General features: G+C 64.1%; 15 protein-coding genes and 1 pseudogene. 6 read left to right on the forward strand and 10 right to left on the reverse strand.

The window, feature by feature from the left end:
* Positions 1–43 precede the first annotated feature (43 nt).
* The 3 genes from NTD82_RS18195 to NTD82_RS18205 all read right to left on the reverse strand — a co-directional run bounded on the left by NTD82_RS18195 (position 44) and on the right by NTD82_RS18205 (position 2,463).
* The gene (locus NTD82_RS18195) at positions 44–649 is read right to left on the reverse strand and encodes a DMT family transporter (protein WP_262129684.1); all 606 of its coding nucleotides are present in this window, start codon (positions 647–649) and stop codon (positions 44–46) included.
* Between the two features lie 88 nt (positions 650–737).
* Positions 738–1,556, reverse strand: coding sequence for a sugar phosphate isomerase/epimerase family protein (locus NTD82_RS18200; protein WP_262129685.1), 819 nt, complete (start codon positions 1,554–1,556; stop codon positions 738–740).
* Between the two features lie 130 nt (positions 1,557–1,686).
* A complete protein-coding gene (locus NTD82_RS18205; RefSeq protein WP_262129686.1) occupies positions 1,687–2,463 on the reverse strand; it encodes an IclR family transcriptional regulator in 777 nt (258 codons plus the stop codon).
* A 173-nt stretch (positions 2,464–2,636) separates the two neighbouring features.
* Between NTD82_RS18205 and NTD82_RS18210 the strand changes: the two genes are divergently transcribed.
* Positions 2,637–4,352, forward strand: a complete 1,716-nt coding sequence (locus NTD82_RS18210) for an FAD-dependent oxidoreductase (protein WP_262129687.1) — start codon at positions 2,637–2,639, stop codon at positions 4,350–4,352.
* Here NTD82_RS18210 and NTD82_RS18215 read toward each other — a convergent pair whose 3' ends face one another.
* Complete coding sequence (locus NTD82_RS18215; RefSeq protein ID WP_095159929.1) at positions 4,353–4,757, reverse strand: VOC family protein; 405 nt, start codon at positions 4,755–4,757, stop codon at positions 4,353–4,355.
* Positions 4,758–4,817: 60 nt separating this feature from the next.
* Here NTD82_RS18215 and NTD82_RS18220 point away from each other — a divergent pair, with 60 nt between their 5' ends.
* The gene (locus tag NTD82_RS18220; protein ID WP_175653304.1) at positions 4,818–5,123 is read left to right on the forward strand and encodes a putative quinol monooxygenase; all 306 of its coding nucleotides are present in this window, start codon (positions 4,818–4,820) and stop codon (positions 5,121–5,123) included.
* 46 nt (positions 5,124–5,169) lie between these two features.
* On the opposite strand, the gene pcaG is transcribed toward NTD82_RS18220, so the two are convergent.
* Positions 5,170–5,775: a protocatechuate 3,4-dioxygenase subunit alpha gene (pcaG, locus tag NTD82_RS18225; RefSeq protein WP_095159931.1), complete on the reverse strand. Its 606-nt coding sequence runs from the start codon at positions 5,773–5,775 to the stop codon at positions 5,170–5,172.
* 13 nt (positions 5,776–5,788) lie between these two features.
* Positions 5,789–6,508, reverse strand: a complete 720-nt coding sequence (gene pcaH, locus NTD82_RS18230; RefSeq protein ID WP_095159932.1) for a protocatechuate 3,4-dioxygenase subunit beta — start codon at positions 6,506–6,508, stop codon at positions 5,789–5,791.
* A gap of 207 nt (positions 6,509–6,715) precedes the next feature.
* Between pcaH and NTD82_RS18235 the strand changes: the two genes are divergently transcribed.
* From NTD82_RS18235 to NTD82_RS29400, 3 genes and pseudogenes are all read left to right on the forward strand, one after another.
* The gene (locus NTD82_RS18235; RefSeq protein ID WP_262129689.1) at positions 6,716–7,594 is read left to right on the forward strand and encodes a neutral zinc metallopeptidase; all 879 of its coding nucleotides are present in this window, start codon (positions 6,716–6,718) and stop codon (positions 7,592–7,594) included.
* Positions 7,595–7,937: 343 nt separating this feature from the next.
* Positions 7,938–8,867, forward strand: a pseudogene (locus NTD82_RS29395) (methyl-accepting chemotaxis protein); the annotation flags it as partial.
* A complete protein-coding gene (locus NTD82_RS29400) occupies positions 8,859–9,722 on the forward strand; it encodes a methyl-accepting chemotaxis protein (RefSeq protein ID WP_371864354.1) in 864 nt (287 codons plus the stop codon). The pseudogene NTD82_RS29395 and the gene NTD82_RS29400, both read left to right, overlap by 9 nt.
* Positions 9,723–9,897: 175 nt before the next feature.
* Here NTD82_RS29400 and ggt read toward each other — a convergent pair whose 3' ends face one another.
* The 3 genes from ggt to NTD82_RS18255 all read right to left on the reverse strand — a co-directional run bounded on the left by ggt (position 9,898) and on the right by NTD82_RS18255 (position 13,199).
* Entirely contained in the window at positions 9,898–11,565 is a 1,668-nt protein-coding gene (gene ggt, locus NTD82_RS18245; protein ID WP_262129690.1) for a gamma-glutamyltransferase, read from the reverse strand.
* 81 nt (positions 11,566–11,646) lie between these two features.
* Positions 11,647–12,543 carry a LysR family transcriptional regulator gene (locus NTD82_RS18250; protein ID WP_262129691.1) on the reverse strand — a complete coding sequence of 299 codons (897 nt, stop codon included), beginning with the start codon at positions 12,541–12,543 and terminating at the stop codon, positions 11,647–11,649.
* A gap of 65 nt (positions 12,544–12,608) precedes the next feature.
* Complete coding sequence (locus NTD82_RS18255) at positions 12,609–13,199, reverse strand: NAD(P)H-dependent oxidoreductase (protein ID WP_262129692.1); 591 nt, start codon at positions 13,197–13,199, stop codon at positions 12,609–12,611.
* Between the two features lie 190 nt (positions 13,200–13,389).
* Here NTD82_RS18255 and NTD82_RS18260 point away from each other — a divergent pair, with 190 nt between their 5' ends.
* Positions 13,390–13,704: a putative quinol monooxygenase gene (locus NTD82_RS18260; protein WP_095159938.1), complete on the forward strand. Its 315-nt coding sequence runs from the start codon at positions 13,390–13,392 to the stop codon at positions 13,702–13,704.
* Here the strand turns inward: NTD82_RS18260 and NTD82_RS18265 are convergent.
* Positions 13,694–14,458, reverse strand: coding sequence for a sulfite exporter TauE/SafE family protein (locus NTD82_RS18265; protein ID WP_262129693.1), 765 nt, complete (start codon positions 14,456–14,458; stop codon positions 13,694–13,696). The genes NTD82_RS18260 and NTD82_RS18265 overlap by 11 nt on opposite strands.
* Positions 14,459–14,494: the final 36 nt, after the last annotated feature.

The following is a 14,494-nucleotide window of genomic DNA, read 5'->3' on the forward strand; positions in this document are numbered from 1 at the left end:
CTGCCCTCTCCGGCAACGGAGCGGGGCCGGCCCCGCGGTCGTTTCAGCGCCGCCGTTGCAACCAGGCCGCCGCCAGCCCGCTCAGGCAGACCACGGCGATACCGGTCATGCCCCACAGGTCCGGCCGCTGGCCGAACAGCACGATGCCCATCAACCCGGCAAACACGATCTGACAATAGCTGAACGGCGCCAGCATCGCCGGGGTAAACAGCGCACCACCGGGGTGCACGATCACCAGCACGCCAACGAAACTCGCCAGCACCGCCAGCCATTGCCCGCGCGTCACCCGCTCCTTGAGCAGCGGCATCGACAGCGCCGTGACCATCAGCGGCGCAAGGAAGTTGACCGCCGTCGCCTCGGCCAGCGGCAGGTACTGCAACGCCTTGGTAAACAGCAAACTGCAACCGAGCAGACACAACGCCCGCGCCGCCTGCAGACCCGGTCGACGCGTGCGCAAGCCACGCAAACCGGCCCGTGGCAGGAAGATCCCGAGCATCAACAAGGTGTGTACGAGGTAGCGCGCCCAGACCACCCAGACAATCGGGTAGAACCCCGAAAGGTACTTGGACATGGCGTCATGGCTGGAAAACAGAAAGGTCGCGACAACGACCAGGAGGATGCCTTTGAACGGCTGGCTGAGAGGGGGCATGGACGGGCTCGGGTCGATGATTTCGCGAAGGGCTCGGCCGAGCAAGGGTCAGGCCAGGCGGCGCCCGACCTCACCGATGCGCGGGTGACTACAGCACCTGACTGAGAACCTGGCGCGTCTTGTCCAGCGCCCATTGCGCGCGCTCCAGCGCCGGGACGCCCTGCTCCAGCAACTGCCGGGTGGGGATTTCCAGGCTCAACGGAATGTCGGGGGAAACGCTGGTGAGCAACCCGCGCAGGTCGCAATCGCCATCACCGGGGAACCGCCGCTCGTTACGCGCCTGGCGCAGGATCTCGGCCATATCGTCCGGCCGTGGCCCGGCCACATCGCACAGTTGCAGGTAACGCATGCGCGAGGCCGGCACCTGGCGCAGGTCTTCCAGGCGCGAGGCGGAACGGTCGAAGTGGAAAGCGTCGACCAGCACGCAGCCGTTTTCACGCCCGGCGTTCTCGACGATACGCAGGGCCTCGGTGAGGTTCTTCGCGTCGGTCCAGGGCATAAATTCCAGGTGCGGGTGAATGCCGTATTTCGCGGCCAGATCGCAGAGGGCGGCGAAGTTTTCGGTCATCCGCGCCGGGTCTGGGTCATTGCCGGCCACCAGCAGTTCGGTGGCGCCGAATTCGGCACCGACCGCCAGCAGCGCGTCGAAATCAGCGACGCGGGTTTCCGGCTTGAGGCGGAGGATTTCCACGTCCATCACCTTGATGCCGGTATCGCGCAGGCGCTCGGCGGTCTGCCGGCGCAGGTCGGCATCGCGGACCAGCGGGAAATGGTGTTCTTCCGGCGTGGCCGGCTCCAGGCGCAGGCCGACATGGCTGTAGCCGGCGCGGGCGGCGACCTCGACCATTTCCGGTGGCGACAGTTCGAGGACAGTCAGGGCGGCCAGGGACAGGACTCGTTGACTCATTGGCGGGCATCTCTTGGGGTTGTTGTTCTGGATGCGAATATTTAGAACTTGGTTCCAGTTTCAATGCAAGCAGAAAAAAACCGATGAGCGCCTGAACAGGTCAGGTGGTTTGTATGGCCCTAAGCAGAAATCAGACGAACAACTCAGACGCCGGACTCGCCGCCGACAACTCCTGCGTCGTCGCCAGCAACGCCGCCGACAGCTCATGCATCCGCGCCTCGGTCATCCGCGCCGTCGGCCCGGCAATGCTCACCACGCCCACCGCATGCCCGTCGCGCGGATCCGCCACCACCGCCGCCAGCGCCGACATGCCCACCGCAGAGCTCTCCACCACCCAGGCATAGCCATGTTCACGGGCCACGCGCAGGCGCTCGAGCAACTCGGCATTGGACTTCGGCGCATTCGGCCCGAAGTTCTCGCGCGGCCCCACGCCCTGGCGTTCCACCAGCAACAACGCCTGGGCGTCGCTGAGGCTGGCCAGCCACGCATGCCCCGATGCGCTGTAGAACAACGGCGCATCACGGCCCATGTCCGGGTCGTAGCGCAGCCCGGAGCGAGCGCCCTGGGATTTGGCGATCCAGGTCTGCCGCTCGCCGTCGATCACGCCCAGGCGCACCAGTTCGCCGCTCTGCCGCGCCAGCTCATCGAGGATCGGCTGGACGATGTCCGCGCCGCTGTTGGCCAGGTAGCGAAAGCCCTGCGCCACCAGCCGGGTGCTTAGCAGGTAGCGGCTGTTCTCGGGATTCTGCCGCACGTAACCCAGGCGGATCAGCTCGGCGAGCATGCGGTGGGTCGCGCTCTTCGGAATGTCCAGTTGCTCGGCCAGGGCCTGCATCGGCAACCCGCGAGGTTCGCTGGTAAGGCTTTCGATAAGGCTGAGCGCGCGTTCGATCTGACTGCCGGCCATGGTCATGGTCCCTGAAAATGTTGCCGAATTCTAAAGAGCGCCGGACAAAGCGCAAACCACTGTTCGATCTTCGCCCAACTTCGCGACACAACGCTTGGCAGCGCCGAGGCGATCAGAGAATATGGAATCATGTTCCAAAAACAACAATCCAGCCTTTTCTCCGAGGACGCTCCATGACTGCCCTTCCCTCACACGCCCGCACAGTGGACTGCGATGTCCTGGTGATCGGTTCCGGCGCCGCCGGCCTCAGCGCTGCGGTCACTGCCGCCTGGCACGGGCAGAAGGTCATCGTGGTGGAGAAAGACCCGGTCTTCGGCGGCGCCACCGCCTGGTCCGGTGGCTGGATGTGGGTGCCGTGCAACCCGCTGGCGCGCCGCGCCGGCATCGTCGAGGACCGCTCGGCGCCGCGTACCTACCTGGAACACGAACTCGGCGAGCGCTTCAACGCGCCGCTGATCGACGCCTTCCTCGAAGCCGCGCCGAACATGGTGAGCTTTTTCGAGAAACACACTGCGCTGCAGTTCGCCGACGGCAACGGCATTGCCGACATCCACGGCGACACGCCCGGCGCCGGCACGGGCGGTCGTTCGGTGATCGCCGCGCCCTACGACGGGCGCAAGGCCGGCAAGTTGCTCAAGCGCCTGCGCCGGACCATGCGCGAAACCTCGTTCTGGGGCATGCCGATCATGGCCGGCAAGGACCTCGGCGCCTTCCTCACCCTGACCCGCTCCTGGCGCTCGCTGCTGCACGTGACCCGGCGCATCGGCAAACACCTGATCGACCTCGCCACCCACGGCCGCGCCCTGCACCTGGTCAACGGCGTGGCCTTGATTGCGCGCCTGGCGAAATCCGCCGAAGACCTCGGCGTGCTGCTCTGGGAGTCGGCGCCCGCGCGGCGCCTGCTACATGAGCATGGCCGGGTCAGCGGTGCGGTGGTGCAGACCGCCAACGGCGAAGTGACCATCAATGCCCGCGCCGTGGTCCTCGCCGCCGGCGGCTTCCCCAACGACATCGAACGCCGCAAGGCGATGTTCCCGCGCACGCCAACCGGCCACGAGCACCTGGCCCTGCCGCCGCTCGCCGCCAATGGCGACGGCCTGCGCCTGGGCGAGAGCGTCGGCGGCCGCGTCGCCGACGACCTGCACAGCCCGGTGGCCTGGGCGCCAGTGTCGAAGGTGCCGTACAAGGACGGCAGCGCCGGCCATTTCCCGCACATCATCGAACGCGGCAAGCCGGGGATCATCGGTGTGCTGAGCAACGGCCAGCGCTTCGTCAACGAAGCCGGCGGCTACTACGACTACGTCAGCGCCATGGTCGCCGCCGCGCCGGGCGAGAAGGTCGAGTCCTGGCTGATCTGCGACCACACCTTCCAGCGCCGCTACGGCTTGGGCATCGCCCGCCCGTTCCCGCTGCCGACCTCGGCGCTGGTGCGCAACGGCTACCTCAAGCGCGTGGACAGCCTGCACGACCTGGCCAACCAATGCGGCATCGACGCCCGCGGCCTGCTCGACACCGTCAGCGAATACAACCGCCACGCCGAGCGCGGTGAAGATCCGCAATTCGGGCGCGGCACCACCCTCTACAACCGCAAACAGGGCGACGCCCTGCACGGCCCCAACCCGTGCGTGGCGCCCATCGAGAAAGGCCCGTTCTACGCGGTCAAGGTCGAGCCCGGTTGCTTCGGCACCTTCGCCGGGCTGCGCACCAACGAACACGCGCAAGTGCTGGACGCCCGTCAGCAGCCCATCGAAGGCCTCTACGCTGCTGGTTGCGACATGGCCAGCATCATGGGCGGGCACTACCCCGCCGGCGGCATCAACCTCGGCCCGGCGGCGACCTTCGGCTACATCGCCGCACGCCACATCAGTGGCGTCAGCGCCTACGAATGATCAGTTGAAGCGTTGCCCGGAAATCGCCGGGTGATAGATCGGCTGGACCTTGTTCCCCGCAGGGTCCAGCAGGTGGAAGCTCCAGGTGCCATCGCCATGGGCGAACGGCGTGTCCAGCAAGGTCACGCCGCATTCCTTGAGATAGCCATACCAGGCGTGCAATTCGTCCAGGCTGTCGACCACGAAACCGTAATGATCCACCGCCTGCGCCCCGCTGCTGGGGGCGAAGGCGCGGCCCAGCGACAGGTTGTCGTTGCCGCAGGTGAGATAGACCAGGTCTTCGTGGGCACGGTGCAGCACCTCCATCCCCAGCACATCGACATAGAAGCGCTCACAGACTTCAAGGTTCGGCACCAGAATCGCGATATGACGCAGGCCGTTGAGGCGGCTTGGACGAACAGGCATGGTTTCGGCTCCGTTTTTGTATACAATTTTTCGCAAATATAAGACAAAACGGAGTTCGACGTGTACAGCCTTCTACTCAAGACCCAGCTTCAGCCCGGTAGCCTGGAGCAATTCATGGATGCGATGAGCGTCAATGCCGCCAGTTCGGTGCGCGACGAACCGGGGTGTCTGGTGTTCGATGTGGTGCGGGACAGGAGTGCGCCGGATCTGGTCTGGCTGTATGAGGTGTACACGGATGAGGCGGCCTTCGAGGCCCATCTGCTGACGCCGCATTTCCTCGCCAGCCGGCCATTGGTGGACCCGCTGATCGTGCGGCAGGAGGTAATCGAGGGGGATGTGCTGGCGTTCAATGCCACGCGGGGATGACAGGTATTTGGGACCACCTTGTGGTCCCAAACAAAGAAGACTCCGATCAGAAATCGAAGAACACCGTCTCACCCTCACCCTGAATCCGGATATCAAAGCGATACGCCGTCTTCCCGTTCAACTCGCAACGCTTGGCCACCAGGGTGGCGCGACGCTGTGGCTGCTCGATCAGGTTCAGCACCGGGTCCTTGGCGTTCGCCTCGGCTTCGTCATCGAAGTACAGACGGGTCTGCAGGTGGATGTTGATCCCCCGGGCAAACAGGCTGACGTTGATGTGCGGCGCCATCGGCACGCCGGCGGCGTTGTTCGCCACGCCGGGCTTGACGGTGTGCATGGTCCACTCGCCTTCGTCGAAGGTGGTGGCGGTGCGCCCGAAACCGTTGAACGCATTTTCCACGTTGTAATCGGTGTTGTAGGCGCCGGTGTGGTCGGCCTGCCAGAACTCCACGAAGGAGTCGCGGACCAGGTGGCCATTACCGTCATAGACGTTGCCGAACACCACGATGTGCTCGCCCGGCGCGCCTTCGCGGGCCATCTGGCTCCAGATTTCCTGAGCGCGGGGCGGGTTACCGGCGGCCGCCAGGGCCAGGCCGATGTGGACGTAAGGGCCGGCGGTCTGCGAAGGGGTTTCCGGCAGCAGTTCGATAGGCATGACTGGACTCCTCTCAGCGGTTTTCGAAGTGGGTCTTGCGCTCGCCGCGCAACACGATGTCGAAGCGGTACGCCAGGCAATCCATCGGATTGGCGTTACCCATGTCCAGGCGCGCGATCAGGCGCTGAACGGCGTCCGGGTTGGCGATGGACTTGACGATCGGGCACAGCGGGATCAGCGGGTCGCCTTCGAAATACAGCTGGGTGATCAGACGCGTGGAGATCGACGGGCCGCTGATCGACACGTGGATGTGCGCCGGACGCCAGTCGTTCGGGCCGTTGCGCCATGGGTACGGGCCCGGCTTGATGGTGCGGAAGCTGTAGAAACCTTCGCTGTCGGTCAGTGCACGGCCGACACCACCGAAGTTGGGGTCCAGCGGCGCCAGGTAGCGGTCGTTCTTGTGGCGATAGCGGCCGCCAGCGTTGGCCTGCCACATTTCAACCAAAGTGTTGGGAATCGGCTTACCGTATTGATCGAAAACACGACCAGCAACGATGATGCGCTCGCCGACAGGCAGGCCACCGTTGTTGAAGTTCAGCAGCAGGTCGTTGTCGTGCTCACCGAAACCCAGGTGGGAAAAGTTCGGGCCGGTGCTTTCGCTGATGGACTGCGGAATGCTGACCAGCGCCTGGCTCGGCGAGCGGGCGATGGAGGTCTTGTAGTCCGGGGTGAAGGCTTTTGGATGCCAGTTTCGATCACGGATAACGAAGCGACTGGTGTCTGTAGCAGACATGCCGTTCTCCTGTTCTTGGATTTATGGAGAGCCCGATCAGGACGGGCGAGGTGGTGTGACAAAGTGTCTCGCGGACCAGCCCCGGCGAATACTGAAAAGAACACCGACAGACATAACCATTTGGTTATGAATAACGAGTTAGCCTCCTTGACCAAGGGTCGTGGGCTAACCTTTCATGGCAATAAATCCACCCGGGAGAGACAACCCATGCAATGGCGAAAAGGCAGACGCAGCGACAACGTGGTCGATGCACGGGGCGACAGCCCGGGCGGTCCGCGCTTCGGTGGCGGCAAGGGCCTCACCCTCGGCGCGGTGGTGCTGATCGTCGGTATCGGCCTGCTCACCGGGCAAGACCCGATGCAGATCCTCGGCCAACTCGCCGGACAAATGGAACAAGGCGCCCCGACACAAACCCAGACTGGCCAGAAGCCGGCGGCCAATGACGAAGGCAGCCAGTTCGTCGCCAGCATCCTCGGCGACACCGAAGACACCTGGCGGGCGCTCTTCGCCCAGGCCGGCAAGCAATACAAGGACCCGAAACTGGTGCTGTTCAGCGGCCAGGTGAAATCCGCCTGCGGCTTCGCCACCTCGGCCACCGGCCCGTTCTACTGCCCGGCGGACCAGCAGGTGTACCTGGACATGAGCTTCTTCCGCGAAATGGAACAACGCTTCGCCGCCGCTGGCGACTTCGCCCAGGCCTACGTGATCGCCCACGAGGTCGGCCACCATGTGCAGACGCTGCTGGGCGTCTCGGCCAAGGTCGACACGGCGCGGCGCAGCGGCCAGCGGGTCGAGGGCGCCAACGGCCTGCTGGTGCGTCAGGAATTGCAGGCCGACTGCCTGGCCGGGGTCTGGGCCTATCAGGCGCAGCAACGGCACAACTGGCTGGAACCGGGCGACGTCGAAGAAGCCCTCAACGCCGCCAACGCCATCGGCGACGACCGCCTGCAGCAACAGGGTCAGGGCCGCGTGGTTCCCGACTCGTTCACCCACGGCACTTCGGCGCAGCGAGTACGCTGGTTCAAGGCCGGTTTCGGCAAGGGTGATATCAACCAGTGCGACACCTTCAACGCCAAGGCGCTCTGATAATCCCCCTGCAAATACCCCTTCTTTTTCCATCCACAGCCCCGCACTTGCGGGGCTTGTCACATTTTGTTGAGTGTTTTTGTCGGTTTTACTGAAAAAGCGTTTCAGCTCCCCGTCTTATCGCCGATAAAAGCTCCTCAACATCCGCTGGCCTCCAAGAAAAACAAATCATCAGCGACCCGATTACACCTTTTCCTGGAGGGAACCCATGAATAGTTGGTTTGCCAACATCAGCGTCAACCTGAAACTCGGCCTGGGCTTCGGCCTGGTCCTGCTGCTGACCGCCTTGCTTGCACTGACCGGCTGGAACAGCCTCGACAGCCTGATCCAGCGCAGCAACTGGATGAGCGACATCACCCGCCTCAACAGCGACCTGACCAACCTGCGGGTCGCGCGCCTGCAATACATGCTGGCCAACGGCGACGACGACGCCGCCGGCAACGTGCAGGTCAAGCTCAATGAATTCAGCCAGCAACAGCAACGCTTGCTGAAGACCTTCAAGAGCCCGGAAAACGTCAAGCTGCTGGAAGAGCAGGCGCAGATCATCAGCGCCTATCAGGTCTCGCTGAACAAGATGCGCGCCACCTACAAGGCCAGCGCGACCGCCCGCAGCGACCTGGAAACCACCGCCGCTACCGCCCTGCAACTGATCGAGGGCATCAACCGCGACGTGCTCACCCAGCCGGACAGCGATTCCGCCCGCCTGGAGCAATACCGCGCCGCCAGCGCCGCCAAGGAGCAACTGCTGCTGGTACGCCTGGAAGTCCGCGGCTACATCGCCGACAACACCGCGCAAAGCGAACAGACCGCCCTGCGCCAACTGGACAGCGCGCTGGACCAGGCCCGCCAGCTGAGCCGCGCCCTGCCCAACGAGACCGCGCGCATCCAGCAGTTCGAAACGGCCTTGAGCGGCTATCGCGATGCCCTCAACCGCTACAAGGCGGCTATCGCCGAGATCGGCGTAGCGCGCCAGGAAATGACCGCGCAGGGCTACGACATCGTCAATCGCAGCGAAGCCCTCTACAAGATCCAGCTCGAGCGCCGCGACGCCGAAAGCGCCCAAGCCAGCACCCTGCAACTGATCGCAACCCTGCTGGCACTGCTCACCGGCATCGTCGCTGCGGTGCTGATCACCCGCCAGATCACCCGCCCGCTGCGCCAGACCCTGGACGTGGTCGAGCGCATCGCCGCCGGCGACCTGACCCACGAACTGCGCGTCACCCGCCGCGACGAAATGGGCGTGCTGCAACAAGGCATCCAGCGCATGGGCACGACCCTGCGCGAGTTGATCAGCGGCATCCGTGATGGCGTCACACAAATCGCCAGCGCCGCCGAAGAACTCTCCGCAGTGACCGAGCAGACCAGCGCCGGCGCCAACAACCAGAAAGTCGAGACCGATCAGGTCGCCACCGCCATGCACGAAATGGCGACCACCGTGCAGGAAGTCGCGCGTAACGCCGAGCACGCTTCCGAAGCCGCAACCGACGCCGACAAGCAGGCCCGGGCCGGCGATCAGGTGGTGTCGCAAGCCATCGCCCAGATCGAAAAACTCGCGGGCGAAGTGGAGCGCTCCACTCAAGCCATGGCGCAGTTGCAGCAAGAAAGCCAGAAGATCGGCAGCGTCATGGACGTGATCAAGTCGGTGGCCGAACAGACCAACCTGCTGGCCCTCAACGCCGCCATCGAAGCGGCCCGTGCCGGCGAGGCCGGACGTGGTTTCGCGGTGGTCGCGGATGAAGTCCGCGGGCTGGCCCAGCGCACCCAGAAATCCACCGAAGAAATCGAAGAACTGGTCGCCGGCCTGCAGAGCGGCACCCAGCAGGTGGCCAACATCATGCTCGGCAGCCGCAGCCTGACCGACAGCGGCGTCGAACTGACGCGCAAGGCCGGCACCTCACTGGAAAGCATCACCCGTGTGGTGTCCGACATCCAGTCGATGAACCAGCAGATCGCCGCAGCAGCCGAACAGCAGAGCGCCGTGGCCGAAGAAATCAGCCGCAGTATCTTGAGCGTGCGGGATGTGTCGGAACAGACAGCGGCGGCGAGCGATGAGACGGCGGCGTCCAGTGTCGAGCTGGCGCGGCTGGGGAATCAGTTGCAGTTGATGGTGAGTCACTTCCGGGTGTGAGCATGAGGCTCCAGTCAGGAGACCGGGTAATGGCGACCAGATGCTAGTCGACAGTTTTTCAGCGTTCTCAAGACCGAGCGCCGCGCGGGCGGCGCTCGATCTCAAGAACGCTGGAAAACTTCGGGCTAGCGCCTAGTGGCCATTACTCGATCTTTTGACAAGCGCCTTCTAGCCATTACCTGACCACCTGCCCTACCCCTCTCCCCCGCGGATCCGAAGCCGTCTCCAGCTTGGTCCCCATCACCCGGATCGCCTGCACATCGCCCATCTCCCAGCCCTGGTCCTCAAGGGTGTAGCCCATCTTTTTCAACTCCTGCGCCACCTCACCGGTGAGCGGTGCATACGCGTCGAAATAGATGGTGTCCTTCGGCAACAACTGGTGATGCACCCGCTGCGCCGCGACGGCTTTTTCCAGTGGCAGGTTGAAGTCATACAGGTTGTTCAGCACCTGGAAGATCGAGGTGAAGATCCGCGAACCGCCCGGCGTGCCCAGCACCAGCGTGACCTGCCCATCGCGGGTCACCAGGCTCGGGCTCATGGACGAGAGCATGCGCTTGCCCGGCTCGATGGCATTGGCATCGCCGCCCACCACGCCAAAGGCGTTGGCCACCCCCGGCTTGGAGCTGAAGTCGTCCATTTCATCGTTGAGCAGGAAGCCCGCGCCCTTGACCACCATGCCGCTGCCGTAGTCCCAGTTCAGGGTGTAGGTGTTGCTCACCGCGTTGCCCTGGTTGTCGACGATGGAGAAGTGGGTGGTCTGGTGCGGCTCCAGCCCCGGCCGGACTTTATCGGTCTCGGAAATCGCGTTCGGGTTGACCTCCTTGGCCCGCCGCGCCAAGTACTCGGGCGCCACCAGTTCCGCCACCGGCACCTTGGCAAAGGCCGGGTCGCCGAGGTAATCGGCGCGGTCGGCGAACACCCGTTTTTCGATCTCGGCCAGCAGGTGGATATAGCGCGCCGAGTTCAGTTCGACGCCCTTGAAGTCAGCCGCACGCTGCTCCTTGATGCCCAGCAGTTGGGCCAGGGCGATACCGCCCGAGCTGGGCAGCGGCGCGGTGTAGACCGTGTTGCCGCGCCAGTCGATGCGCATCGGCTCGCGCCACACCGCCTTGTAGTCCTTGAGGTCGTCCTTGCTGATCAGGCCGTTGCTGGCCTGCATCTGCGCCACCAGCAGGTCGGCGGTCTTGCCCTGGTAGAACTCGCTGACGCCCTTGTCGGCGATGCGTTCCAGGGTCTGCGCCAGCTCCGGCTGCTTGAAGGTTTCGCCGACCTTCATCTGGCCGAAGTAGTCGTTGAAGTTGGTGCTGTCCTTGAACAATCCCAACGCATCTTCGCGGTACTGGTATTGCTTGGCGGCGACCTTGAAGCCGTTCTTCGCGTAGCCCACCGCCGGGGTCAGCAGTTCGGACCAAGGCAACTTGCCGAATTTCTGGTGCGCTTCCCACAAGCCCATCACCGTACCGGGCACACCAGCAGCGCGGGCACCGACCAGGCTCAGGTTCTCGATGATCTCGCCCTTCTCGTCCAGGTACATGTTGCGCGTGGCGGCCTTGGGCGCCACTTCGCGGTAGTCGAGGAAATACGCTTTGCCGTCCACGTACAGGGTCATGAACCCGCCGCCACCGATATTGCCGGCTTCGGGGTAGGTGACCGCGAGGGTGAAGGCCGTGGCGACTGCGGCGTCCACCGCGTTGCCGCCCTTCTTGAGGATGTCGGCGGCAACCTGTGCGCCATATTGATCGGGAGCGGCAACGGCGCCGCCTTCCAGGGTGACTGCATAAGCCGATGCGCTGGCGAGAATCGCCGCACCGAGGCCCAAGGTTCGAAACATCACAACGCGCATAAAACGTCCTTGGTGTTGTTTTCGTTGAACAACCAGTAAGGACTATGAAGGACGAGTTTTCAAACGCGAACCGACGTTTCGTCAGCAGGCGTAGGCCGCCAGCTTGCGCTGGATGAAATCGAGGAAGCACTGGATGCGCAGCGCCAGTTGCGAGTTGCGGTAATACACCGCGTTGATCGGCTGCCGGTAGCCGCTGTTGAATTCGCCGAGCAGCACCTGCAAGCGGCCGTGGCGGATGTCTTCGTGAGTCATGAAATGCGACAGGCAGGCAATGCCATCGCCGGCCAGCGCCAGTGCGCGCAGGGTTTCGCCGCTGGAGGCGGACAGGTCCGGGCGGATCAGCAAGCGGTCGCCCTCGACATGACGCAGCGGCCAGTGGTTGAGGGTTTCGGTCTGGGTGAAACCGAGCAAGGTATGCCCGGCGAGGTCTTCGACCCGCTGCGGCGTGCCGTGGCGTTCGAGGTATTCAGGACTGGCTAGCAGGTTCAGCGGGCTGCAGCCGAGCGAGCGAGCATGCAGGCTGGAGTCGGCCAGATCACCGATGCGGATCGCCACGTCGGTGCTCTGCTCCAGCAGGTCGATGATCAGGTCGCTGGTGTTCAGCTCCAACTGGATCTGCGGGTAGAGCGCGCGAAACTCCGCTACCCACGGCACGATGGCATGCAGCATGAACGGCAGCGCCGCATTGATGCGCAGGCGCCCGGACGGCGTCTGCTGATGCCGGGAAAGGTGGTCTTCCAGATCATCCATCTGTTCGAGAATGGACTTGGCCCGCTCGAAGAAATACCGCCCCTCTTCGGTCAGGTCCATGCGCCGCGTGGTGCGGTTGATCAACGTGGTGCCGAGCTTGGCTTCCAGCCGCGACAGGGTGCGGCTGATCGCCGAGGGCGTCTGCCCGCCCTGCTCGGCGGCGGCGGAAATCGAGCCGCACTCGATCACCGAGACGAACACCTGCAACTCATCGGACCTGGCTTTCACGGGGCTACCTCACGACACACGACGCGCAGAGTGATAGCCCGTCGCAGCCAGCGACGCAAGTCGCATCAGGCCTCGACGCCAAACACCTTCGCCAGGTGCGCTTCATACGCGGCGACCGCGGCCGGCACGTTCGGGCGCTTCATCACATCCACCGCCAGGTAGGTCGGCAGGCCACTCATGCCGAGGAATTGGTTGGCCTTGTGGAACGGGAAGTACACCGCGTCCACGCCCTTGCCTTCGAAGAAGTCGGTCGGGTCGTCGAACGCCTGCTGCGGCGCGTTCCAGGTCAGCGAAAGCATGTACTGCTTGCCGTGGATCAGGCCGCCGCTGCCGTACTTCTGCGAGGCATCGGAGCGGGTCCGACCATCGCTGGCGTAAAGGCTGCCGTGGCCGGCGGTGAAGACTTCGTCGAGGTACTGCTTGACGGTCCACGGCGCCCCCATCCACCAACCAGGCATCTGGTAGACGATGACGTCGGCCCAGAGGAATTTCTCGACCTCTTCCTGATTGTCGTAGCCGCCGTCGATATAGGTGGTCTTCACGTCGAAGCCGGCGCGGTCGAGAAAGGCCAGGGCCGTCTCATGCAGGGTTTCGTTCAGGCGGCCATCGGAGTGGGCGAATTTCTTGCCACCGTTGAGCAACAGGACCTTTTTCATCATTTGCCTCATCTGTCGGGGTCCTGCCGGGCGTCTGGCCTGGGGACCGGGATAACTGGATGGCGGCAGATTAATGAGGCCAGGGCTACGGAAAAACCCACGCGCGGGCAAAATACTTTTGCCTTAAAAGCACGAATTGACCGCTTATTAATGAAATAAAATCAGCATCCCATTCAACGGAGGTCACCCCATGAGCGAACCCTATGGCTTTATCCTCAAAGCCAAGACCCGTCCGGAAAAAGCCGAGGCTTTCGAGGCGTTGTTCCGTGGCTACGTCGAGCCAAGCCGTGCCGAACCCGGCTGCATCGAGTACCACATGCTGCGCGACAAGGAAGACCCGAGCCTGTTCGTGTTCTACGAAATCTGGGCCAGCAAGGCGGCGCTGGACGTGCACTCGGCCCTGCCGCACATGCAGCAGTTCTCCGAGCAGCGCATGGATTACCTGGAACGGGATTTCGATATCCAGTTGATCGAGATGCTCAGCGAGTCCTCGGCTAACCGTTGATCATCAGGTGCGCGCCGAGCAGGCCCAGGCCGATGAAGAAGCAGCGCTTGAACAGCGCCGCGCTGATGCGTTGGCGCAGCCATTGGCCAAACAGCATGCCCAGCAGCGCCGGCGCCAGCACCAGCAGCGAGGCCCCCAACGCCTCGCCGCCCAGCGCGTCCTGCCCGGCCAGACCGATGGCGAGCGCCACGGTGGACACCGTGAACGACAGGCCGAGGGCCTGAACCCGCTCATCGCGGTCCAGGTCCAGCGCTTGCAGATAAGGCACCGCCGGAATCACGAACACCCCGGTCGCGGCGGTGATCAGCCCGGTCACTGCGCCACACAGCGGCCCCAGCCAGCGCTCTTGCCCCGGCTTCAGACTGAACGGCTGCAACCACAACCCGACCAGCGCATAGAGCAACAACGCCCCGCCCAACGCGTGCACAGCCCAGGCCCCGCTGCTGATGCCCAGCCAGACGCTGCCCAGCAGCGTGCCGAAAAACACCATCACCAGCATCGGCCACAACCGCCGCACCAACGCCCGCAAATGCCCGCCGCTCGCCAGTTGCCAGACGTTGGTCACGGTCGAAGGCACGATCAGCAACGCCGCAGCCTGCGCCGGCACCATAGCCAGGCCGAGCAGGCCCATGGCGATGGTCGGCAAGCCGAGGCCGATCACGCCCTTGACCGCGCCGGCCAGGAGGAAGGTTGCGATCACCAGCAGTGATAGGGCTGGGCCGATGTCTTGGTAGAAGCCGATAAGTGTGTTCATAGGGCCAATGTTGCGGTGGGCGATGCGCGCTGAACA

Source organism: Pseudomonas sp. 5P_5.1_Bac1, assembly GCF_025466015.1.
In the GTDB taxonomy this organism is placed as follows: domain Bacteria; phylum Pseudomonadota; class Gammaproteobacteria; order Pseudomonadales; family Pseudomonadaceae; genus Aquipseudomonas.